Source organism: Eubacteriaceae bacterium Marseille-Q4139, assembly GCA_018223415.1.
Lineage (GTDB): Bacteria > Bacillota > Clostridia > Lachnospirales > Lachnospiraceae > CABSIM01.
Map to the genome: position 1 here is coordinate 815395 of JAGTTQ010000001.1, position 23528 is coordinate 838922.

The 23528-nt window shown below is 53.5% G+C and carries 22 protein-coding genes; 7 read left to right on the forward strand and 15 right to left on the reverse strand.

Annotated elements, in window-relative coordinates:
- Window positions 1–84 precede the first annotated feature (84 nt).
- From KE531_03950 to KE531_03960, 3 genes are all read right to left on the reverse strand, one after another.
- Window positions 85–741, reverse strand: a complete 657-nt coding sequence (locus tag KE531_03950; protein MBR9952782.1) for a hypothetical protein — start codon at window positions 739–741, stop codon at window positions 85–87.
- A 31-nt stretch (window positions 742–772) separates the two neighbouring features.
- Entirely contained in the window at window positions 773–3226 is a 2454-nt protein-coding gene (locus KE531_03955; protein ID MBR9952783.1) for a hypothetical protein, read from the reverse strand.
- A gap of 330 nt (window positions 3227–3556) precedes the next feature.
- A complete protein-coding gene (locus KE531_03960) occupies window positions 3557–4186 on the reverse strand; it encodes an NAD(P)-dependent oxidoreductase (GenBank protein MBR9952784.1) in 630 nt (209 codons plus the stop codon).
- A gap of 239 nt (window positions 4187–4425) precedes the next feature.
- Between KE531_03960 and KE531_03965 the strand changes: the two genes are divergently transcribed.
- Window positions 4426–4746, forward strand: coding sequence for a helix-turn-helix transcriptional regulator (locus tag KE531_03965; GenBank protein MBR9952785.1), 321 nt, complete (start codon window positions 4426–4428; stop codon window positions 4744–4746).
- 60 nt (window positions 4747–4806) lie between these two features.
- On the opposite strand, the gene KE531_03970 is transcribed toward KE531_03965, so the two are convergent.
- Complete coding sequence (locus KE531_03970) at window positions 4807–6363, reverse strand: hypothetical protein (GenBank protein MBR9952786.1); 1557 nt, start codon at window positions 6361–6363, stop codon at window positions 4807–4809.
- A gap of 135 nt (window positions 6364–6498) precedes the next feature.
- A complete protein-coding gene (locus KE531_03975; protein ID MBR9952787.1) occupies window positions 6499–7527 on the reverse strand; it encodes a J domain-containing protein in 1029 nt (342 codons plus the stop codon).
- A 204-nt stretch (window positions 7528–7731) separates the two neighbouring features.
- Here KE531_03975 and KE531_03980 point away from each other — a divergent pair, with 204 nt between their 5' ends.
- Window positions 7732–8490 carry a DUF4111 domain-containing protein gene (locus KE531_03980; protein MBR9952788.1) on the forward strand — a complete coding sequence of 253 codons (759 nt, stop codon included), beginning with the start codon at window positions 7732–7734 and terminating at the stop codon, window positions 8488–8490.
- Here the strand turns inward: KE531_03980 and KE531_03985 are convergent.
- From KE531_03985 to KE531_03995, 3 genes are all read right to left on the reverse strand, one after another.
- Window positions 8487–9350: a DMT family transporter gene (locus KE531_03985; GenBank protein MBR9952789.1), complete on the reverse strand. Its 864-nt coding sequence runs from the start codon at window positions 9348–9350 to the stop codon at window positions 8487–8489. The genes KE531_03980 and KE531_03985 overlap by 4 nt on opposite strands.
- Window positions 9351–9451: 101 nt before the next feature.
- On the reverse strand, window positions 9452–10519 hold the full coding sequence (locus tag KE531_03990) for an AI-2E family transporter (protein ID MBR9952790.1): 1068 nt from the start codon (window positions 10517–10519) through the stop codon (window positions 9452–9454).
- A gap of 66 nt (window positions 10520–10585) precedes the next feature.
- Window positions 10586–11284, reverse strand: a complete 699-nt coding sequence (locus KE531_03995) for an RluA family pseudouridine synthase (protein MBR9952791.1) — start codon at window positions 11282–11284, stop codon at window positions 10586–10588.
- A 135-nt stretch (window positions 11285–11419) separates the two neighbouring features.
- Between KE531_03995 and KE531_04000 the strand changes: the two genes are divergently transcribed.
- Window positions 11420–12073: a hemolysin III family protein gene (locus tag KE531_04000; protein ID MBR9952792.1), complete on the forward strand. Its 654-nt coding sequence runs from the start codon at window positions 11420–11422 to the stop codon at window positions 12071–12073.
- A gap of 271 nt (window positions 12074–12344) precedes the next feature.
- Here KE531_04000 and KE531_04005 read toward each other — a convergent pair whose 3' ends face one another.
- The 5 genes from KE531_04005 to spoIIID form a co-directional block, all read right to left on the reverse strand.
- Window positions 12345–13904 (reverse strand): DUF3794 domain-containing protein, encoded by a 1560-nt coding sequence (locus KE531_04005; GenBank protein ID MBR9952793.1) that lies wholly within the window; start codon window positions 13902–13904, stop codon window positions 12345–12347.
- A gap of 154 nt (window positions 13905–14058) precedes the next feature.
- Window positions 14059–14907, reverse strand: coding sequence for a tRNA 2-thiocytidine biosynthesis protein TtcA (locus KE531_04010; GenBank protein ID MBR9952794.1), 849 nt, complete (start codon window positions 14905–14907; stop codon window positions 14059–14061).
- Between the two features lie 137 nt (window positions 14908–15044).
- The gene (locus tag KE531_04015) at window positions 15045–15500 is read right to left on the reverse strand and encodes a protease complex subunit PrcB family protein (GenBank protein MBR9952795.1); all 456 of its coding nucleotides are present in this window, start codon (window positions 15498–15500) and stop codon (window positions 15045–15047) included.
- A gap of 102 nt (window positions 15501–15602) precedes the next feature.
- Window positions 15603–15881: a type II toxin-antitoxin system HicB family antitoxin gene (locus tag KE531_04020; GenBank protein MBR9952796.1), complete on the reverse strand. Its 279-nt coding sequence runs from the start codon at window positions 15879–15881 to the stop codon at window positions 15603–15605.
- A gap of 155 nt (window positions 15882–16036) precedes the next feature.
- The gene (spoIIID, locus tag KE531_04025) at window positions 16037–16312 is read right to left on the reverse strand and encodes a sporulation transcriptional regulator SpoIIID (GenBank protein MBR9952797.1); all 276 of its coding nucleotides are present in this window, start codon (window positions 16310–16312) and stop codon (window positions 16037–16039) included.
- 221 nt (window positions 16313–16533) lie between these two features.
- On the opposite strand from spoIIID, the gene KE531_04030 reads away from it, so the two are divergent.
- The 4 genes from KE531_04030 (at window position 16534) to KE531_04045 (ending at window position 22295) form a co-directional block, all read left to right on the forward strand.
- Window positions 16534–17460: a LysR family transcriptional regulator gene (locus tag KE531_04030; GenBank protein MBR9952798.1), complete on the forward strand. Its 927-nt coding sequence runs from the start codon at window positions 16534–16536 to the stop codon at window positions 17458–17460.
- A 117-nt stretch (window positions 17461–17577) separates the two neighbouring features.
- The gene (locus tag KE531_04035) at window positions 17578–18768 is read left to right on the forward strand and encodes a M20 family metallopeptidase (GenBank protein ID MBR9952799.1); all 1191 of its coding nucleotides are present in this window, start codon (window positions 17578–17580) and stop codon (window positions 18766–18768) included.
- A gap of 20 nt (window positions 18769–18788) precedes the next feature.
- Window positions 18789–20177: a YfcC family protein gene (locus tag KE531_04040; protein MBR9952800.1), complete on the forward strand. Its 1389-nt coding sequence runs from the start codon at window positions 18789–18791 to the stop codon at window positions 20175–20177.
- Window positions 20178–20354: 177 nt separating this feature from the next.
- Window positions 20355–22295: a diguanylate cyclase gene (locus KE531_04045; GenBank protein MBR9952801.1), complete on the forward strand. Its 1941-nt coding sequence runs from the start codon at window positions 20355–20357 to the stop codon at window positions 22293–22295.
- Window positions 22296–22340: 45 nt separating this feature from the next.
- Here the strand turns inward: KE531_04045 and KE531_04050 are convergent, their stop codons facing one another.
- Together KE531_04050 and KE531_04055 are read right to left on the reverse strand one after the other, a co-directional pair.
- Window positions 22341–22952, reverse strand: coding sequence for a nitroreductase family protein (locus KE531_04050; protein MBR9952802.1), 612 nt, complete (start codon window positions 22950–22952; stop codon window positions 22341–22343).
- Window positions 22953–22954: 2 nt separating this feature from the next.
- Window positions 22955–23407, reverse strand: coding sequence for a winged helix DNA-binding protein (locus KE531_04055; GenBank protein ID MBR9952803.1), 453 nt, complete (start codon window positions 23405–23407; stop codon window positions 22955–22957).
- Window positions 23408–23528 lie beyond the last annotated feature (121 nt).

Consider the following 23528-nt stretch of genomic DNA (forward strand, 5'->3'; position numbering starts at 1 on the left):
GAAAACCGGCAGGCAAAAAACAGGGGGCTTCCGCAGCGTTTGCGGTCTGCCCCCTGTTTTCACTGCTGGATACTCGCTTTTTCATCACCACATCTTTGAAATATACCAGCTGCCGTCCACCAGAACCATCTGGGCACGATATCCTTCATTGACGGCAGTTCCCTCCGTACCAGAAGCCATGCGATTATACGTCACCTCGTAAGCCTCTTCGACGGTACATGAATAGCCGTAGGCCTGAAGCAGCTCTTCCTCAATGGCTTTCGTATCCTCAACCTGCGTTTCGGCGGTAATCTCTGAAGAATAGCTCTCAAAAACACCGATATCGTAATAGCGCCCCTGGGAATCGTCATACTCTCCCCAGTATGCTTCCTCGGACATCGAGCCGCCCGGCGCCAGAAAAACTACATTTCGCTGTCCGTACGGCTCAATGCACGCGGCCAGCAGATACGCGAAATCATGCTCGGCAAAAGCCTTGTCGTAAAGGTCTAATGCCTCCTGCCGCGTGGCCACCGGCGAGATCCGGCTTTCGGCACTTTCTGAAACTGCGGCCGTGCTTTCCGCCTCTGTTTCCTCGACGCTCTCCTCTTCTTTGTCTGCGGATTCTGCCTCAGAATTCATTTCCGCCGGCATGCTCTCCGTCTCTTCCGCTTTTTGAGGGGTTCCTTCCCCAGCGGCACAGCCGTTTAAAAGCAGCGCCGCTGCCAGCATTCCTGCCAGCAAGATCGCCATTTGTTTTTTCATTACAACCTCTCCTTTTTATCCTGTGATGATGCTACCATGCAAAGTATCCGCCGCTGCCTGCTTCCGGGTGGCTGTCCAGCAGCTCCGCTTCTCCGGTTTCCAGATCGAGTTTCATCAGCAGGCAGTCACTGCCCTTGTCTGCGCTGAAATAGATTTCCTGCGGTGTCACCATCTCGATATTGATCCGCCGAAGCGAGGAATCCTCATAGACTATGGTTTCTGTTTCATCTTCTTCGCCTGCAAAATAAATTCGGTCACCGTTCATTCCCTGCTGATAGTTGAGTTCTCCGCGGAAATACAGCCCATTCTGTGCATAAACGACTGAAGCTGCCTTATGCTCTACAAAACGGTTAGCCGCCTCTAAATCAGCTCCGGAATCAGAATTTCCTGTCTCACCGGTATTCAGATCGACAAAGTTTTCCCCGGAAAACCCATAATAAAGCCGCCCATCCTGAATCATGAATGCTGTGCAGTTTGCATTGCCGGAGCCATACGGGCAGTCCGCCAGAAGTTTTTGGTCGCTGCCGTCAGGATTGCAGGAATAAATAGCGGAACTGATATCGCTGGTGCCAGTAGTTTTGCAGGCATAGTACAGACGATCCTCATAGAACGCAATTCCGCAGATATCGTCATAGGAAGCGGGCTCGACTGCAATATTGGCCAGGCCGGGCAGGCTGCCGCTGCTGTACCGCACATACGGCGTTCCCTGGTATTCGGCGATGTTGGAGGAGAAGACCGGCAGTTCCTTTATTTTCACATACTCCGGCGGAATCTTTTCCCGGTGTGCTCCGTCTGTTTCGCTGTATAAATTCTCCATGTCCCCGTAGAGAAGCAGGCTCGAATCATACTGGGAAGTTTCCTCAAACCGTGTAATGCTGGTCTGGTTTTGGATCAGCTTGCCAGCCAGCGCATCCATGGTGATGGTTTCTCCGGCGTTCTGACGGATTTCCTCCTCACTTGCATCCGAATGCCCGGCAAGATACATGTTTTTCCATGCGGAGTAAAGGGAATCGTGACTGTGGGCGGATGCCGCCATCATCAGAGAACCGATGGACCGAAGCTGGGCCACATCTTCGGCGCTATTAAGCGTTCCCATTTGAGCGACACGGACAATTTCATCCCCATACTGCGCCCGCATCAGGACAGCCAAATCGTTCAGCCGCATGGCGGCAGACGCGTTATCCCCAGCAGCCTGGGCAGTTTTTGCCGCCGGAATATATGCCTCTACAAAGGTGTGGGCCAGATCATAGGAGGAGAACACCAGCCCTGCCGGGGTCGTATCCAGAAATGTTCCGCCCAGGCTGGACAGCATGGTTTCCAACACTTCTTTTGTGACATTTCCTGCGTAATCTCCGTACTCCTTAGAAAGAGACCCGGCCACTTTGTTCAGATCCTTACAGTATTCGGCATACGTATCGTTTTTCACTTTGGACAGATATTCCAGCTGGTTCCGATAATTTTCTCCCCAGCTTTCGTACCGCCCCGCAGCAGCAATGGCCTTTGCCATCTTTGCCGCAAAACCAACCCCGGAAAAGGTTTTGGAAATCCCGTCCGGTATCTTGACATCCGACCAGGCTGTGACCGATTTGGTGAGCTTATCCGCCACGGAAACAGCCCCGCCGCCCAGGGACGAAATATCGCCAGCCATTCCGCTGATGTCACTGATAAATTTGCTGCTGTCATTCTGGGTTTTCTCCTGAAGGCTTCCCATGATGTTTTCACAGGGAACAGCCAGCGTCAGAAGGGCTTCCTCCATTTTCTGCCGCCCCCAGTAATCGTCCCCCACTATGGGAATCAGATATTCCGGGGCTACCTCATCCGCAAAGGCCAGCAGCCCATATTTAAAGGAATTGCCCCATTTTTTTAACACCGTATCCCCCAGGATTTCCGCCGGGGAGGGCAGGGCCCCATCCATCTCCCAAAGGCCGCCCACCACGTTCCAAAGGGTTTCCGGCGGGTTATAGATATATACGCAGTCCTCCGCGCAGAGCCATTGGGCATTCAGAAGATAAAGGATCTGCTCCAGAGGGATCACGGTTGTTTTCTCTTTTCCAAACCGAACGGACTGGACTTCCTGCAAGGTAAACTTCTCGTTCTGATAGAGTCTGCTGGCCGTTTCCCTTTTGATGGAAAGGCCAATGCCAATTTCCCCTGTGTTCGTATCCACCTGTACCACGTAATGATCCCGCCAGAACTCGAATTGTCCGTTTCCCCCATCAACCAGCTCTGCGTCAGCCAGGGCAGCCGCTGTCTGGGGCGACACCAGGATCATGGTTTCATCGTATAGCGCCGCATCTGCCTTGTGGACGCCCTGTCCCTGAGTATAAACACAGAGTTCTCCCACAAGAGTTTCCGGTTTTCCCTGTCCATCAGCGGTTTCCTGGGCAAAAACAGGAGATACCGGCTGAGAAACCGCCATTCCCGCAGCAAGCATCAGGCAGAGAAGCCGCTCCGGAATTTTTTGTTTCGGCTTTTGCTTTTTCATAATCATTTTTCCTCGCATTTTATTTTTCCTTTTTATGTAAATCGGCTGCATCGCAGGGGCAGGTTTTCGCCGCTGCTTAACGCCATGGAAACGCCAATTCGCATTGATAATAAGAATAATTATACATCTAATAATGTGCTAAGGTCAAGTCTGCCATTACTGAAACGAATGGCAGCCGGTTGACGCACAGACTGTTCCAGGTGAAAATCCCCGCCTGCACCGGTGAAAGACCTGCAAGGGAAACCAATGCTTTCTGATCCGGCTTCTTTCTTCTACTCAAAAGGCCCCCTGCCTGAAATCTTTCCAGACAGAGGGCCTTTCCCAATCTTTTTATGCCTCTACAACCGAGATTCTCTCATGAATATGGTTCCCGTTTACGGCTTCATCCACCATAGCTGCCGCATAGTCTGCGTAGCTGATTACGCTCTCGCCCCGGGAATTTAACACCAGTTCCTCGCCGCCCAGAAGATAGCTTCCGATCTTCGCGCCGTCCGCCCGGAAATCTCCTGCCGGGCTCACATATGTCCATTTCACATCATTCCTGGCGCGGAGCTCCTCCAGCGCCTTTCCCATATTGGAAGCCAGCGGTTTAAAAACATCGGGGAAGTCCGGGCCGTCCATGACCTGCACGGTGTGCTCCGGGTTTACATAAAGACTCCCGGCGCCGCCGACCACCAGAAGGCGCGTCTCGGTTCCGCTTAAGATGTCGCAGAGATGCTTTAAGGACGTGCTGTGCTGTGGGAGCGTCTCCGGCGTCCATGCGCCAAAAGCATCAATGACCGCGTCAAAGCCGGCAAGGTCTGCCGCCGTCAGCTCAAAAAGATCCTTCCGGATGACTTTTTCTGCCGCGGAATGGTTCTCCCCCCGCACGACTGCCGTGACGTCGAGCCCTCTGTCCATGGCCTCCTTTACAATCAGCTTTCCTGCTTTTCCATTTGCACAAACAACTGTAATTTTCATCATGATTACCTCCATTTTTGATTTGTTTTTCGGTTTCTGAGCCTATTATAGCTGTCCATGTTCCGCCTGTTAAGTACGCACAATATTGTGGCATAGTTACCGGCAGGTAATCATGGAAGGTTTCTATTGCCTTTTTCACTTGTTTCATGTAAAATGGAGCTGTAAAGCCGATATGGAAAGCAGATATCTAATTTACTCTAAGTATCAAAAAGAAACTTTTATAAGAAATGAGGGGTTACATGGATAAAACATTGCCGGCCTGCCCGGTGGAGACAACCCTGATGCTCATCAGCGACCGCTGGAAGGTGCTGATTATCCGGGATCTGCTGGACGGGACAAAGCGGTTCGGGGAGCTAAAGCGCTCCGTCGGAAATGTGTCGCAGAAGGTGCTGACTGCCAACCTGCGTTCGATGGAGGACAGCGGCCTTCTCACAAGAAAGGTTTACGCAGAGGTTCCGCCGCGGGTGGAATATACACTGACGGAGACGGGATACAGCTTAAAGCCGATTCTGGATGCCATGGTGGCGTGGGGGACGGAATATAAGAGAAAAAACGCATAAAAAGTCCGAGGCAGATTTTTCCGGTCTGCTTCGGACTTTTCTTCTGTACCATGTCATGCCTTAACCGGCTGTTTCTCCAATCGTGAACCAGAAGCTGCGCTCACAGCTTCCCCGGCCTTCCTCAGCCGACAGATCCACTGCCGTCTTTGAAATGGCGTAGGTTCCCGGCTCCAGCTTCCCGTACCGGCTCTCCCAGTTGACTTCCAGGCGCACCGGCTCGCCGCGCCGCGGCGTCCAGGCAATATCCTCCCAGGCCGTATCGCTCACCGGCTCCAAATCTCTGACGCCTGTCTCATCGCAGATTTGGAGCTTGTAGTCTCCGCCAAAGGCTATGTCAAGATTTGTCTCGTTTTCTAAAATCAGAGTCATGCCGCCTAGCGTGATGTCATTCTCTTCTGCCCGTATGGAAACGCCTCCCGGAAGGCCAAAGTCTTCCTTTAAGCCGTTGACAGCAATGATTTTCAGGCCTCTGGAAGACCCGTTCCCCACCGGCACATCGGCAATCCACACGCGTCCGGTGGCTCCCATCATGATCCCCTGGTAATTGCAGAACATTTCCCGGCAGGTTTCCTCCTCCAGCTCCACAAAAAAGTATGGGTTCAGGCCGTTTTCCAGATCCAGTTTGAGGAAGTCCTCTTTTGTCCCGACCTCTGTCCCGTCAATCATTGCCGGAAAACGGATCTCCTCTGCCAGAGCATCCCACCGGCAGTCTAAAAAAAGCTGTTTTACCTTTTCGGCGTACTGTTCTGTTTCATTTTTAGAAAAGCCCGTGGCCAGGCTGTAATACGCCTCTTCTTCCGTTCCTGCCGCCTTCAGCTCGAACGAAAGGAAGTCTTCCGGCAAAGCCGCCGTTTCAGACAGAAGAACGAAACCGGCGTCATCTCCGACTTTTCCAAGCTCTGCGATGCCAGGCTTTTTTGCCGGCTCTGGCTTTTTAGGCGCCGGTTCTTTTTCCGAACCGGCCTTCGGCTCCGCTTTCAATGCTTTCGGGCCAGCCTCTTTTCCCGGCCCGGCCGGTTCCTTGGCCGCCTTGGGTCCGTCTGCTTTCTTCTCCGGCCCGGCCTTTGGCTCCGCTTTCTTCGGCCCGTCTTTTTCAGGCGCTTCTTTTAACGCTCTCGGCCCCGCCTCTCCGGCAGGCGTCTCCGTTTTTTCCTTCGGCCCCTCCGGCTTCGCGGCCGGCACAGGCTTTTCCTTTGGCTCTTTCGGCCCCTCTGGCTCCGCAGCCGGCACAGGCTTTTCCTTTGGCTCTTTCGGCCTCTCCGGCTCCGCAGCCGGCACAGGCTTCGGCGCTTCCTTCGCCGGCACCACCTTGGCTTCAGCCTCCCTGGGCCCGTCTGCCTTCTTTGGTTCGGCAGGTGCGGCTTCCCCGGCCTTTCTGCCGTCCCCGGCGTCTGTCTTTTGTTCCGCTTTGCCTTCCAAATCAAGCTCCACAGCCGGTTCTTTTTCTTCTTCTGCCAATTTCTCCTGCCCTGCGGCCGACGGCTCCTCCTTCGTTTCATTCCCGACGGCTCCCGCCTGCACGGCCTTGCTTTCCTCCGTCCCCGTCTTCGACGTACATCCAGAAACGATCATGGCGCACGCCGCAAGGGCACAGATCATCCTGACTGTTTTTTTCATTTTCTTTCCGCCTCCCGTGATCTGAAACTGCTATTTTCCGGTCATTTTCATTTTCTAGCTCTATGCTATCACGAAAGCATTTGAAAAGATACAGAAATATGCTTACATCTTTCTTACTATTCCGTTATGCCTCATTTATGCCGCATTTCCCCGCCGGCTTCCCCCGCAGGCGGCCTCAAATTCCTTAAGCTTCTCCTTTGCGGCTGCGCTCAAATCCCGCGGAACCTGGATTTCCACCGACGCATACTGGTCGCCGCGCACGCCCGGCTGGTTCATGGAGACGATTCCCTTTCCGCGCAGCCGGATCTTCGTCCCCGACTGGGTGCCCGGCTTTATGGTTAATAGCACGCGTCCATACAGCGTATCGGCAGGCACCTCGCCGCCGAACACAGCCATCGTAAAGGGCACGGAAACCGTCGTGTAAACATCCAGCCCGTCTCTTTGGTACCCCGGCTTCTCCTTTACGCACACCTTGAGCATCAGGCTTCCCGGCGCGCCGCCTCCAATCCCCGGCATTCCTTTTCCTTTTAACCGCAAGGTCTTCCCGTCCTCAATCCCCGCAGGAATCGTGACCTCCAGGGACTGACGCTTTCCGTCTGCCCCCTGGAAGGAGATCCGTTTTTTGCAGCCAAAGGCAGCTTCTTCAAAGCTCACCTCCACCTGCGCCGCCAGGTCATCTCCGTCCTGTGCAAAGGAACCGCCGTCAAAGCCGAAGCCGTTTCCGTAAAAATGCCGGCTGCCGGAATCCCCGAAGCCGCCGTAGAAGCTGCTGCCGAAGGAACCGCCGCGGGCACCCGTTTTCCCGAAGCCGCCGCCAAAAATATGGTTCAGGATGTCTTCCATGTCCTGACCGTTCCCGTCGAAGTGGAACTCCGTATAGCCGCCCGGGCCGCCGTAGGCGTTTCCTGCACTGTCGCCGGCCGCCGCACCTGTTCCGTCAAAGGCGGCATGGCCGAACCTGTCATAAAGCTTCCTCTTTTCCTCGTCGCTTAAAACATCATAGGCTTCCGTCGCTTCCTTAAAGCGTTCCTCCGCCCGGGCGTCCCCTTTGTTGGAGTCCGGATGGTATTTTTTCGCCAGCTTCCTGTATGCTTTTTTAATCTCCGCCGCGCCGGCATCCCTGCTGACGCCGAGAACCTCGTAATAATCTCTCTTTGCTGCCATCACAGTCACCCTCTTTTATTTCCATAAGCCGCAGGCATTCCTGCGGCCGGATACAAGAATATATCTATTTTATTTGTTCTATATTATATATAACATATAGTAATGTTCTTGTCAAGCCCGAGAATCCTTCTTCGCCTTCTTGACCGGAATTCCGTTCAAATACTATAATAAATGGAAATAACAGGGATTTGTGAGGGATGTGACATGGAATTTCAGGATGTGACCGACGATTTGATTACACTGTGCCGGACTGTCCTCGGGACAGCGCTCACCGGTGTCTATCTCCACGGCTCCATGGCCATGGGCTGTTTTCACGCGGGACAAAGCGATCTGGATCTTCTGGCCGTCACAGAGACTTCCCTCTCTGACAGTCAGAAGCGCCGTCTCATGGAGGAAATTGTGGCCTTAAACGGCCGCGGCCCGGCAAAGGGGCTGGAAATCAGCTTTTTAAAACGGGAATTCTGCCTTCCCTTCGTCTATCCGACGCCCTTTGAGCTCCATTTTTCCCCAATGCACCTGTCATGGTTCCAAAGGGATCCGGAGGACTATATCCGCAGGATGAACGGCACAGACAGGGACCTGGCGGCTCACGTCATGATTTTGAACCACTTTGGGCTTGCTTTATACGGCGCGGAAATTGCCGGTGTTTTCGGCCAGGTTCCAAAGGAGGCCTATCTCGACAGCATCTGGCATGACATCCAGACGGCCAGGGAAGACGTGCTGCGGGAGCCCGTCTACGTGATTTTAAATCTCTGCCGGGTATCGGCGTATCTTTCGGAAGGCCTGGTGCTCTCCAAGGAGGCCGGCGGCCGGTGGGGCCTTTCCCATCTTCCGCAGGCCTATGCCCCGCTGATTTTTCAGGCACTTTCCCGGTACGGCTCACAAACGCCCGTCCCCATCGACATGGAGACGGCTCAGATTTTCGCCGATGCCATGCTCAGGGAAATTTCCGCCTGCCTCTAGGCATTTTTCGTGTACAGGTACACGCCCGCCAGGACAATGATGCCGCCTGCAAGCTGGAGCATGCCGGGCATCTCCGCAAAAATCACAAATGCCGCTGCCGCCGCAAACACCGGCTCCGCAAGCTTCACCGTGCTCACATAAGTCGGGGACAGGTATTTGAGGCTCCAGCTGAAGATGCTGTGGCCGAGGAGCGTACAGAAAACGGCCAGACAGAGGCTCATGAGCCAGTCCATCGGCCCGTAGCCAAGCACTGGCGTCCCGGTGAGGATGTCGATGACAAGCAGTGTGAAAAAGCTGGCCCAGTAGAGGACGTATGTATAGACCGTCGTGCTCATATGCCCCCGCTGCCTGACGCCGATTAACGTATAGAGGGCAGAAAACCCGGCGGCCGCCAGCGCCATCAGATCTCCGGCCAGGGCATGTTCCCCGGCACTCCCGCCGCCGTCCGCCATGGCGATGACGACGCTCCCGAAGACAGCCACGGCGATGGCAGCCGTCTCGATGCCCCGGATCCTGCGGCCAAAAAAGATCAGATAACCGAAGGCCGCAAACACCACCTCCGTACAGACTAACACCGTGGAGCTGGCAACCGACGTGAGCCGCAGAGACTCGAACCAGACGAAAAAATGCAGCGCCAGAAAGACGCCGGCCAGGGCGCACCAGCCTAGCTCTCCCGCTTTTAAGGACAAAAGTTCCCGCCTGTGCCTTAAAAAGACAGCAGGCGTCAGAAGAAGGACTGTCCAGCCGAGCCGGTAGGTGGCCGTGACGCAGCTCGGCGCCGTCATGAATTTAAAAAAGATGGAAGACATGGAGGCGCAGAACACGCCTGCCGCAAGAATAAACTTCGCAGACTGGTTCATGCCTCTTTCTGAATGCTGTTCCATGGTTTCCTTTCCGCCGCCGGAAAACTCCGGCGCTTTTCTTTGGTTTTTCTCCATTTTAAGTTTCCCAAAACGCCGTGTCAATCTTTTTCCCAGTATAGATCCACCAGATCCTCAATGAGAATGTAGCCGATGGGCCCCAAAAGAAAGCCTACGAGGCCGAAAAGCTTAAGCCCCACATACATGGATGCCAGCGTTTCAAGGGCCGAAAGCCCCACCTTCCCGCCCATGATTTTTGCCTCCAAAAACTGCCGGAGCAGGTAACAGACCGCGTAAAGCACGAGAAGCACAGTCCCCTGCCACCATGCTTTTTCTGCAAACAGCACAATTCCCCAGGGAATCAGCACGGCGCCGGCGCCAAGAACCGGAAGCGCGTCCACAAGCCCAATGCCGATGCCGAACAAAATCGCATAAGGGCTGCCGATCAGAAACAGCGCCAGAATGCAGAGAATGGACGTCAGCACCAAAATGATGAACTGCGTTTTCAGCCATGCATTGCCCACCGTCACAAGCCGCCGCCCCATCAGCGAAAACTCCCGATGGAAGGTGGAGCGGCTCTTTTTCTCCCTCAGATCGTCCATCTCCTGAAGGCAGAGCAGGGCCGCCACAAAAAAGATCACAAGAAAGACCAGGGCTTCCGCCGCCTTCTTTAAAATCGCCATGGAGTTCGTCATGAGAAGCGGCATTGTGGACTGCCTGGCCGCCTCCTTTAAACTCCCGACCATGTCCCCGGCAAAGCCCACAAGGCGGCCTTCCTTCAGGCCAAGAGCCTCCTCCGCCCGAAGACAGATGCCCGTGAGCCACTCATCCAGCCAGAGAAGCCAGTCCGGGAACCGCTCAAAGAACAGACGCATTTCAGAAAAGAGCTGTTTTCCGCCGAGATAAAGCCCCCAGAACAAAAGCGCCGAAAAAAGCAAAAGCTCGGCCCCGCCGATGAGCCAGACTGGGAGCCGGCGCTCTTTTCCAAGGAACCGGAAACAGAAACGCGTCTCGATGAACCGCACCGACGGCCGCATCCACAAAGCCGCCGCATAAGCCAGCAAAAAGGGAATTACGAGGGGCAGGAGGTATCGGAACCCTCCGTAGACCGCGCCCGTAATTCCCATTATCAATAAAATTTTCTTCAGTTTTTTGACTGGTTTCACCATGGACTCACCTGTTTTTTGATTTGTACTTCCTTTGTACAAACCTTAGTATGAGCCGATCCGGCAGGTTTATTCGCCGTGGAAAAATTTTTCAAAGGCGCCGCCGGAAGGCGTCATGGAAAATTCCATCTCCTTTCCCGTCTTTGGGTGAGGGAAGGAAAGCTTCGACGCGCAGAGGGCAAGCGGAGTGCCCACCGGAAAATCCCTTTCCGGCCCGCCGTACTTTCTGTCCCCGTAAATCGGAAGGCCGTGGGACGATAACTGCACCCGGATCTGGTGGTGCCGCCCCGTCATCAGCCGGATCTCAAGAAGACTCAAAATCTGTCCGGCTTCCTCCCTCGTATCCACGAGCCGGTAGGACAGCTCGGCCCGTTTTCCACCGGTTTTCCCCTTATCCACAACATGTGAATAATTTCCATCCACCGTTTTTTCCAGGTAATCCACAAAGTTATCCACAGTATTCACAGGTTTTCCACATACGACAGCCGTATATGTTTTCTTCATTTTTCCGTTTTGAAGGGCGTTGCTCAGCCTGGCTGCGGCATTTTTCGTCCTTCCGTAGACCATGATGCCGGAAACCGGCTTGTCCAGCCTGTGGATAACTCCGATATACGGCTCTTTCCCCGGTGTGCATAACTTGTTTACAACAAGGTACCGCTTCAGGCGGCTCACCATGTCCGGCTCGAACCGCCTGGCGGCCTGGGATTCGATGCCCGCCGGCTTGACGGCCACGAGAATATCACTGTCTGCATATAAAATTTCTTCCATGAGTTCCTCCTTTGTCTTCCCGGAAAAACGCTTGCATATTTTTCTTCAAAGTGGTATAGTATATAAAAACAATACATATAGTTTTTAAAACTACATGTCGCAGTAATAAACATCTCAAGAATGGAGGGAGTGTCTATGAAACTGAAAATCAAAGATCCCGGCAGCGCGCTCACTCATTTTATCGCCATGATTTCTGCCATCATCGCAACGGCGCCCCTGCTTTTAAGAGCCGCAGACGCGCCAGGGCATCTCCATGTGGCGGCCCTCGCTGTTTTTATCGTCAGCATGATCCTGCTTTACGCGGCCAGCACGGCTTACCATACCTTCGATATTTCCGAAAAGGTCAACAAGCTCTTAAAAAAGATTGACCACATGATGATCTTTGTCCTGATCGCGGGCACCTACACGCCGGTCTGCCTGATTGTCCTCGGAAACCAGGCCGGGTACCGGCTTCTGGCCCTTGTCTGGGGCATTGCCGTCTCCGGCATCATCATCAATGCCCTGTGGATCAACTGCCCAAAGTGGTTTTCCTCGCTCATCTACATCGCTATGGGCTGGGTCTGCATCACGGCAATCAGCGAGATCGTCTCCGCCCTGCCTGCGGCGGCCTTCGGATGGCTCCTCGCCGGCGGCATCATTTACACCATCGGCGGCATTATCTATGCGTTAAAGCTTCCGATCTTCAACGCAAAGCACAGGTTTTTCGGCTCCCATGAGATTTTCCATCTGTTCGTCATGGGCGGGAGCTTCTGCCATTATGTGATGATGTTCGGGTTTGTGGCCGCATAGATCCGGATTATGTAAACGGTAACGGCACGTGTTTCGGATACCATTACCGTCCCGGGAGACCATGGATTCCCGGATCTATATAAAGCATCGGCCGGATGCGGACTTTCGTTTTGCTGACCGGCTTATACTCTATTATATGGTATTCTCCCCGATTTGCAACCTGGCATCCGGCCATATTTTTCCAAATAGGAAATAGGCCGGCGCCAGGTTTTTCTTTTGCAGCGCAAAAATCTCCGGGAGCCTGTGGGATTTCGCAGGTTCCCGGAGATTTTTATGGCTGTTCCCGGATTTCTTTGATTAAAATCAACTTATCTCCCGGATGGATCAGGCTGTCGGTCAGGTCATTGGCGGCCATGATCGCGTCTACGCTTGTGTGGAATTTCCTGGCAATCTTCCAGAGGGAGTCGCCGGGCTGCACGATGTAGCCGACGATGCCCGGCATTTTTTTAAGCTTTTCCATGTCTAACGGCTCTTCCCGGACGCCTAAAATCACCTGGGCGCAGACCGGCTGGAGGACAAGGGTGTCAATGACGACGGAGGCCTTGATTTCCACGCTGTCGCCGCCAAGCATGACGGCCGTAAGCTGTTCTAAGCCGGGTTCCAGCTGGTAGATGCTGTCTTCGGTGATGCCCGGCACCTCGGCCATGGCGTGAAACGGCACCATGGTTACGGAGGCGCCCACCGGCGAGCTGTCGTCGGCCGTCAGGTAGAGAAGGCGCACTTCCAGGACGCCGTCGATATGGATGCCGCCGTCATGAATCTGTACGTCGTCAATTTTCACATCGCCGTCGCTGTGGCAGATCTGCAAAATCCGCTGGCCGTTTTCCAGGCTCACCTTCTCCTGGATCCTGTTTTTTAACGTATTCCTGGCGGCGATCTGGTCGAAGCAGGCCTCGCCGGTCTCCGGCACCACCTCTCTGTCGAGGGCATAGAGATCGTTTAAAATCTCCGCCTGTTCTTCCTCGTAAAGCCGGATGTCAAGCTCCATGACGGCGTCCACGGAAATTTCCCGCATTTCCCCGTCGGCGTCGGGATTCACTTCCATGTCTTTATGTATGAGCCGCACGGTGATAAACGGGATCATCCCCTCCACGGACTCCTCTAACTCCACTTCTCCGGAAAACGGGATGGTCTCCTCTAAGCACTGAATCTGGGCCTGGGCGCCTTCGCCGGCGTAGATGGCGAATACCATTAACTCCCCGTCGATATGGATTTTCCCGTCTAACGGCTTCGTGTTCACGCCCCGCAGGCGGAGATCCTGCCAGAGCAGCGTGTCGATGTCCGGCTTGTTTCCCGAAAGCGTCAGCACTTCTTTCACGCGGAAGGTGTCCTTCCGCCTCACGGCAATGGCCGCCACCGTGATGGTTTTCTTTAAAATTTCCACATTCCCGTCGAATTCCGCATCCACGGCCGCTTCGGCGTCGTAGAGCGTCTCCGCCTGGATTTTCAGGGTCACAAGAGCCTTGACGCTTAATTTTCTCGAGTTGATCAGGCCGATGTTTAAGTCGTCCAATTCCCATCCGGCCTGGAGAAAGTCCTGCTCCTTAAGCCCCGGCACATTGACATTTTCCTCAAAGGGAAGTGTCCCGGCCAAGGTCATGAGGCCGCCGTCCGGCTTCCGGTAGAGAACGCGGAAATTCAGCTTTCCCCTGACGGCCACCTTCTCGCCGAGATTTTTTGCTGATTCTATCTGAATTTCGCCGCTGTCCAAAATCAGCTCCTCCACATCGTCCATGGAATCCGGCACGTTGAAATCGTCGTCCAGGGTGATCTGGGACGTGACATTCCCGCGCCGCCTGTTCATATGGATATGCTTTTTCACAAGTTCCATCATAAAAAACGCCACCAAACCTTTCCAAAGCTGCTGCTTTTACGAAAGTTTATGACGGCGTCCTTTTAAATATGACGGGCATGGCATTTTGTCCTGATTCTTTAGGGCCTCCTCGGGCAGGCACGCCATCGGTCTCCCGGTTTTATCCGGTTTCCTAGTATTCCTCCAGGAAATTGTGGCGCTCCCCGTGCTTTACATAGCCGATGCAGGCGTCCAGATTGACGTTTTCCACGCTTTTAAAGATGTTGGTCTCGATGTACGGATTGGTCTTCCGGAAGCCGGCGATTAACTTTTTCATCTCCTGGCGCTTGGATTTTTCCTCTTCGTTTTCCCTGGCGGCCGCCTCGGTGAACCGGCAGGCGCACTGGAGGAACCGCAGATGGTTGTAGTCCTTCCAGGCCAGGATGTCGGCCTCCTTCACGAGATACAGCGGGCGGATTAACTCCATGCCCTCGAAATTCGTGCTGTGGAGCTTTGGCATCATGGTGTTGACCTGGGCGCCGTAGAGCATGCTCATGAGAATCGTCTCGATGACATCGTCAAAATGATGGCCCAGGGCGATCTTGTTGCAGCCGAGCTTTTTCGCATTGGAATACAGGTAGCCGCGGCGCATCCTGGCACAGAGATAGCATGGTGAATCGTCCACATCCACCACCACGTCGAAGATTTCCGACTGGAAAATATGGATTGGGATTCCCAGGGTTTTTGCGTTTTCCTCGATCAGCGCCCTGTTTTCCGGCGCATAGCCGGGATCCATCACAAGGAATTTTAAGCCGAATTCCATTTTCCCGTGGCGCAGGATCTCCTGCATGCATTTTGCAAGCAGCATCGAGTCCTTTCCGCCGGAAATGCAGACAGCAATGTTGTCGCCTTCCTTTATCATGTCATAATCGTTGAGCGCCCGCACGAACGGCCGCCAGATTTCCTTCCGGAACCGCTTGATGATGCTGCGCTCGATGTCCCTTGTCCTCTGAAGGGCGTCTTCTCTTCCTGAAGCTTCCATGTAATCTCCTTTGCTCTCCTGCCGGTATGGCACCGCCGGGCTGTCCCGGTTAAGCCAGAAAACAGCCCGGCGGCTTTTCCTTCCTTTAAGCTTTCGCTATTCTACCAGAAAACCTGGCGCAAGTAAATACCTGTTTTTTACCGGAACACCACCGGCTCTTCCATGAACTGCGTCTTTACCACGAGTACCGGGTAGGACATGTCCGCGCCGGAGGCCTCGTCTTTTTCCGGCCCGATGAGCTCTGTCCGGATCACGATGGAATTTTCCGTCACATACAGCTCTTTCACGGCAACGCTGAAGCCGCCGCCTTTCTGCGGCCCTTCGCCAACTACGATGTACATGTCGCTTCCGTCGGCGTATGTAAGCTTGAACGGTTTTTCCCGCTTCTGGGCGATGATGTCGGCAAGCTCTGCCGGAATTTCATTTTCGCCGATTACCGTAAAATCCAGATCGCGGATTTTTTCGTCTGCATTGTTCTCCGACCGGCAGCCGGTAAAGCCGATGCAGACGGCCGCCAGGATCGCCACAATGCCAAAGGCCGCTGTCGCCCTTCTTCCCGGCTTTTTCCATTTTAAGTTCCACTTTCCAAACATAAAAATAAAAGGCTCCCAATTTTACTTGCTACATTTTATTGGGAAACCTTTTATTTTATTCCGGTGAGTGGCGGGGCAGGCCGGCACGCCTGTCTGGTTCGCCTAGTCGTTATCCGGCAAAAGCTTGATGGTTACGAGGATCCGCCTTATAAACTGCCCTTCCTCTAAATGGATGTCGTCTTCATGGCTGGCAAAGGGAAGGTCGCACTCTTCCTCCTCCAGCTCCACCATAATCCAGTTATAGGCCGCCTCCCTGGCGTTTTCGATGGCGTCCTCCAGATCCGGCCCGTCCACCTCGCAGCATTCCAGATCCGGGAAAGCGGCGTGGTAGCCTTTGTCGTCTTTGTGCGGGGTGAAGACCGCAGGGTATATGAATGTCATGGTAAAAGCTCCTTGTCTGTTTTGTTTTTCTTCTTATTATAGTGGGGGGAGGGGGATCTGTCAAATGGGAGATGTATCGGGGCGGGATTTGAAAAATCCGCCGTCCCGGCCTGCAAACACTCTTGCGGCCCATGAAGGGAACGGCGGATTTTTGTTTACGGTTTTGTTGTGCTGCATGCCTGGAGCTGGTGCTGGTACTTCTCCTTCGTCGCCAGGCCGCCGCGGATATGGCGCTCGGCCTTGTTGATGTCCAAAACGACGCGGGCCTCGGCGGCGAGGGTCGGGTTGATGTGGATGAGGCGGTCGGTGACGTCCTTATGTACCGTACTCTTAGATATCCCAAACTTCTTCGCCGTCTGCCGCACCGTCGCATTCTCATCAATAATATAATTGGCAATCTGGATTGCCCGCTCTTCGATATATTCTTTCATGGGTCATCCCTGAAATCGTTTTTTACATCATATTAGCAGGTACGGCAAATTATGCAGGCCTTTCCCGTTTTTTGGAAGCCGCCGCTTCACCCAAAAATCATAAGAAAAGCTAAAGATCCGTATAAATTTTTCTAATGATCCGCCAATCGTTTGTAAGATTTTCTAAAAACTGCTATAATATAGAAAAACTTCTACATCAGCACAGAAAACGGAGGGGAACTATGGATTTGCGGGAACAGAAATATGTATGCACCCTGGCGGAATGCGGCAGCCTGACAAAGGCGGCGGAACGGCTCTTCATCTCTCAGCCGGCCTTAAGCATCTACATCACAAACCTGGAGAAAAATCTCGGCCTCCCCCTGTTTGAGCGGAAGGGGAAACGGTTCGTGCTGACCTTTGCCGGGGAATGCTATGTGAAAAAGGCCGCCCAGATGTTAAAGCTGGAACAGGAATTCAACAGCGAAATCTACGACATCGCCTGCAAAACTGCCGGCCGCCTGCGGCTCGGCATCTCCCAGCGCCGCGGTTCCTGGTTTCTCCCGCCTGTCATTGCCGAGTACGAGGAAAAATGGCCCCAGGTGGACCTGGTGATCCGCGAGGGGAACCTGACGGTCATCAACGAGATGCTGAAAAAAGGCGAGCTGGACATGATTATTCTCAATAAAAGCGACGTGACCGGGAATATGGAGACGGAAATCCTGTTTGAGGAAGAATTCCTGATGGCCGTCCCTGTCCGCCATCCCATCAACGAGATGGCCGAGTACGTCCCCGGAGAAAAATACCGCAAGCTGAGCCCGGAACACCTAAACGGCCAGACGCTGATCCTGCACACGCCCATGCAGAGCAGCCGCCATGTGGAAGACGTTATTTTAAAACGCCACCATGTGACGCCGGGACGCATCCGCATCTTCCGCAGCATGGAAACTGCTCTCCAGATGGCGGCCGAAGGCCTCGGCATCAGCTTCATCCGCGAAGGCTACGCCGTCAACCTCAAATATAAAAAGCCTGTCAATTTTTACATCATGGATACGGAAAACCACAAAAGAGCCGTTGTCGCGGCCTACAAAAAGGGCATGGAGCTGCCCGATTACATGCAGGGCATGGTGGACATTTTAAAAAGCCACGGCGAGCGTTTCCTGACAGCTTAACGGCTTCATGCAAACCTTCCATAAAAAACCTAAAACCATAAATTAAATTTTACATATTGTACAAGCACCGCCGTCTTCTGGTATAGTTGCCCTATCAACGAACGGAGGTGCTTTTTTATGTCGAAAGAAGCAATGTTTCAGGAGATAGACAGCATGCGCGACGAGCTTGCGGCCATGGCCGACGATATTTTCGATCATCCGGAAACCGGCCTTGAGGAATTCCACGCCGCCGCTGTCCTCACCGGCTGGCTGGAAAAAGAAGGCTTTTTCGTAGAACGCGGCGTGGCAGGCATCGAGACGGCGTTCCGCGCCGTTTACCATCACGGCGAGGGCGGCCCCAACATCGGCCTGCTCTGCGAGTACGATGCGCTGCCTGGAATCGGCCATGCCTGCGGCCACCATATGCAGGGCCCCAGCATCCTGGCCGCCGCCAAGGCTTTAAAAGATGCAAAAACCGATAAACCCTATACGGTTACCGTCTACGGTACGCCGGCCGAAGAGAGCGTCAGCGGAAAAATCATGATGATCCAGAGGGGCTGCGATTTTACGGAATTGGACGCGGCCTTCATGATGCACGGCGGCCCGGCCACCCAGGTGGACGTAAAGTCCCTGGCAAACACCAAATATAAAATCATCTTCCGCGGCACAAGCTCCCACGCGGCCATCAAGCCGGAAAAAGGAAGGAGCGCCTTAGACGGCCTGATCCTCGCGTTCCAGGGCATTGAATTTTTGCGTGAGCATGTAAATTCCGACGTAAAAATGCATTACACTGTCGTAAACTGCGGCGGGACGCCGGCCAACGTGGTTCCGGCATACGCGGAGGCCAGCGCCTATGTGCGCTCCTACAACCGCGCCTATCTCGACAACGTCTGCGAGCGGTTTGAAAAGGTCTTAAAGGGCGCCGCCATGATGACGGAAACCGAGGTGGAGATCATCCGCGAAAAGGAAGTGGACAATAAAATCCCGGTTCTCTCTTTAAATGACATTGTCATGGAACAGGCGAAGGCAGTGAACGCCCCGAGACTCCGTCCGGCCAGGGAAAAAACCGGCTCCACGGATTTCGGAAACGTCATGCGGCGTGTTCCCGGCACCTGCGCCCGCATCGCCTTCGTTCCCGAAGGGGCCGCGGCCCACTCTCAGGAATACATCGAGGCGGGAAAGACGAAGGAAGCCCATGACGCCGTAATCTTTGGCGCAAAAATCATCGCCGGCTCCGCCTGGGAGCTCATTGAAAAACCGGAGCTTTTAGCAAAAGTAAAAGAAGAATTCCGCTGCAACCTGGAAAAGGAAAACAGCGAAGCAAAATAAATCATACGAGGGGGATTCTCATGGAAGCAGCAAAGAAGAAAAAAGCCTTTAAAATGCCGCACGGCTACGTCGTGATCTTCATGATCTTAATTTTTGTATCCATCATGACGTATGTGATCCCTGCCGGACAGTATGACCGGATCGAAAACGAGGCCGGCCAGGAAGTCGTCGTGGCAGATTCGTTCCATTACATCGAAAAAACGCCCGTTCCCTTCTGGGAAATACCAAATTACATCATGACTTCCTTTACGGAACAGGCTGACATCATTTTCGGTGTCCTGATCGTCGGCGCCGGCCTGGAGGTTCTCTTATCCACCGGCATGTTCCACGCCTTCTGCAACCGTCTGTCAAAGGCCTGCCGCGGGAAGGAAAAATTCTTTATCCCGTTATTCGTCCTTTTGTTTGCCAGCATCGGCATCACCCAGTCGACGAATAAATTCATCGGCTTTACGCCCATCGGCGTCATGCTGGCGGCCACGCTGGGATACGATGCCATCGTCGGTGTTTCCATCGTCATGCTGGGCATCGGAATCGGCTTCTCCTCCGGCATCTTTGCCTCAACGACAGCCGTGGCCCAGGGGCTTGTGGGACTCCCCGCCTACTCGGGCATTTCCATGCGGATCGCGGCCTTTGTCATCCTCTACCTGATTACCACCGCCTACATCGTTCGCTACGGCGAAAAATGCAAAAAAGATCCCACAAAGAGCGCCATCTACGGCTGTCCGGATATCAAGACCTTTGACATGAGTGAGATGGACGCGGAAATTGAAAAGCGTCACTGGCTGGTTCTCGCCGTCTTCTTAGGCTCCTTTGCCGTCCTGATCTACGGCTGCCTGAAATTCGGCTGGACATTGACGCAAAACGCTATCGTCTTCATGTGGATGGGCATTTTAAGCGGCCTGGCCTACGGCTACAATCCCAGCAAAATCGCATCTGAGTTCGTAAAGGGCGCAAAGGGCATGATCTCTGCTGCCCTGATCGTCGGCCTCGGCGCCGCCTGTACCCTCATCATGGATCAGGCCAACATCCTGGACACCGTCGTCATGGGCATGGCGGCTTCCATGGACTACCTGCCGCATATTTTAAAGGCACCGGCCATGTTAATCATCAACATGATTGCCAGCGTATTCGTCACCTCGGGAACGGGACAGGCGGCCGTCGTCATGCCGATTCTGGCTCCTGTGGCCGACCTCTCCGACATCAGCCGCCAGATTCTTGTCCTCTCCTACCGTCTCGGAGACGGCATCTGCGGCTACGCACAGCCCCACGGCGGCTCCCTCATGCCGTTCATCGCGGCGGCTGCCATCCCCTACGACAGGTGGATGAAGTTCTTCGGAAAGCTCTGGGGACTCTGGATCCTGGCATGCGTCATCATCATGATGGTCTGCGTTGTCATTGGATATCAATAAAATTTCTGCTTTGACGGCACAGCTTCTTTAACAGGGCTGTGCCGTTTTTATGTCTGAACACAGAAGTCTTGCAGAGAGAAGGAACCTGTTGTATAATGGCGCTGTAATTTTTATCACATGCACCTGCCCTGCCGGGCAACGGCGGGCGCCAGAAATCAGAAAAGAAGGCTGAAAATTATGCTGGCTGGCATGAAAAAGCAAAAACAGCAGAAAACCAAAGCGGACATCCGGTGGGGATATCCCCTGATTACGACGGGCATCATGATTTTCTTTATTGTGGCGGCGTCTTTCGGCGTGACGAATTACATAAGCCGCATGGAAGAACAGAGAAGCTTTGACCGTCTCTATGAGGAGGCGGGGAACCTGGCGGATACCATTGAGATGTATGCGAAAAATGACCGGGAAGAGCTGGAAATGCTTTCGGCCGTGCTCTCACAGCACCAGGATTTTTCTTCTCCTGACCTTTGGAAGCTTTTGGACTCCTACACCAACATCGGTATGATGTCCCGCATCGAGCTGCTGCTGCCCGGCGACATTGTGCTCACAGAGGGCGGGAGACGCATAGAAGCCGGCGGACAGCTCTCTTTTGAGGAAGAAGCCGCGAAGGGGATCCATATCACGAACCGCGAAACCGACATTCTCGATAGCAGCACGTATGTCGTGAGGCATTATGTTCCTGTAAAACAGGACGGCCAGACTGTGGCCATGCTGTACGGCGTGATCCTGCCGGGTGAACTTCCGGAGGGGATCAATCTGAATGCTTACGGCGAAAAAGCAGCTCTGTATATCATAGACGGAAAGACCGGGGATTTCCTCATCGACACATGGCATCCCGGAGCCACCGGAAATATCTGGGCACTCGGCGAACGGGAAATGGCTCCCGGCTATAACGCGGACCAGCTCCGGCAGGGAGTGGCCAACGGGGAAAGCCGGTACGTCGTATTCGTATCAAAAACCATCGGGGAATATCTCTACTTTTATTATGAACCCATGGATATCAACGACTGGCGGATTGCGCTGTCCGTGCCTGAGAGCGTCGTATTTGAAAGCGCCAATGCCATCGAACAGATTCTCCGGATTTTCCTGGGGTTCGAGCTTTTATGCTTTGTCGTGTACCTGCTGTGGATGATGCGCTATGTCCGGAGCGTGACGAATGAAAAGCAGAAGCGGTTCGATACGCTGAACCATATCTATGACGTTGAGCAGCTTCTGTTTAATGCACATGAAAAAAGCGAAAACATCTATGCGGCTCTGGAAAAGCTCGGCGGCATCCTGCCTGCTGAAAAAATCAGTTTCTGGATCCTGAGCGAGGAAGAAGACGGCAAATGGTATTTCTGGGAAGACGGCAAACCGGCCGGGGAACGCAGGGCCGCCGACGGCCGTGAAACTGCCGGAAGGTTTCTGGAATTCTTTGCTGCCGGCAATGAGATGTATGAATCTTACAGGGAAAGCGAACTCAAAAAGCTGATTCCGGCAGGCGAACTGTCCGATATCAGAAATGTGATCGCCGTCCCCATCGAAGACGTGGGCGGAGGCATCTGCGGCATTCTGGCAGCCTGCAATACGAAAAAGGGCCATGAACCGGCAATGCTGCTTAAAAATATGCAGTTCAGCTTCGGCATGTTCTGCAAAAACCTGAAAAGCTACACGGAAATTCAAAAGCAGGGCGATCACGATGCCCTGACCGGGCTCTACAACAGGAACCGTTATGAAAGGGATCTCCCCGGCATCTTTGCACAACACAGAAGTTCTCTGGCCTGTGTGTACATTGACGCAAACGGCCTCCATGAAATGAACAATTCCCATGGACATGACAAGGGGGACGAGATGCTGCGTACCGTGGCCGAAGAGATCCGAAAACACTTCGATACGGAATATATTTACCGGACAGGCGGGGACGAGTTCGTTTTGTTTGTCCCGGATGCGGCAGAGGCGGATCTCGAAATGCGGAGTGAAGCACTGAATTCTGATCTGACAAAAGCCGATTATAATATCTCCGTGGGAATCCAGTGCGGACAGGATATCTCCTCCATGTCCCTTCTGATAAAGGGCGCAGAGCAGAAAATGTATGCGGAAAAGAAGAAATATTACGAAAAGCACGACCGGAGAAGGCGCTAGAAACTATAAGGGGCATCGATTCCAACGGAACCGATGCCTCGTTATTTACCAGGCCCCCATATGGATATGCCCGTCCGGCCGGCTGTCATACTGCTCCAAAATCCGCTCGTCTTCTTTGGGATAGCCGACTCCGATGAAGCAAGGGGTCATGTAGCCCTGCGGCACGCCGAGTTTTTCAAGGACAATGTTGTGTTCCTTGTTCAGGGGGATCCGCAGGGAGTAGCCGAGCCCTTCGTTGATGACGGCAAGCATGATATTCTCAGCCACGCACCATGCCGTCGTCAGCGGGTTCAGCTTGCTTACCCACTCGGCGTTGAGCCTGCTGCATCGGAACAGCGGGACAATCACGTACGGACAGTCCACTAACATCGTATATTGCCGCGGCATGGCGTAGGCGTACATTTCCTGGGCCAGGTTCAGCTTCCTGTTTTCGTACCGGCCCGTATCAAATTTTTCTGCAATGTATTTTGCATATCCAAAGGCATTTTCCTTTTCTTCCTTTGTATGGAGCACAATAAACTGCCAGTTCCGGTAGTGATCCCAGGACGGTGCCTTCATGCCTGCCCCGATGATTCTTTTTATCACGTCAAAGTCTACTTCCCTGTCCGTCCACTCCCGGCTGGTTCTTCTCTTATTTATGACCTCGTTAAATTCCATTCCTACTCCTCCGTTTCCTCATTTACCAGCTTGGCAAGGTTCTTTGTAAATGTCCGGGACAGATCGATTAACGTCTGCTGTTCCTCCGGCGTAAACATGGACATTGCCGTGTCCTCGGCCCATGTGATATGGCGGACGACCTTTTCGCAGTACCCGCGGCCGGCCTCTGTCATCCGGACAATTTTATTGCGCTTGTTTTCCGGCACTTCTGCGACCGTGACATAGTTTTCCGCCAGGAGATTCTTAATAATTAAGTTTACGGTTTGCTTGGACTGAAACGTTCTCCTGCATATTTCCGTCTGCGTCATCCCCTCCTCGGAATAAAAAAGGACATTCACCACCAGCAGCGTCTTCATTAACATGCCGTGGCGTTTCGCGTACTCGTCGTAAAGGGCAAACTGTTCATCCCTGAATTTACAGTACAGATATGCGTTCCTTCTGTCTTCCCTTGTCATGGCTCACCGTCCTTTTTTAGCTTTATAGTCAATTTATTGACTATAAACGTATTATATTGCCTTTCTCCCTGCTTGTCAAGAGATGAGGCGCCAAAAACGGCAGGAAAAAGGAGCCGGGGCA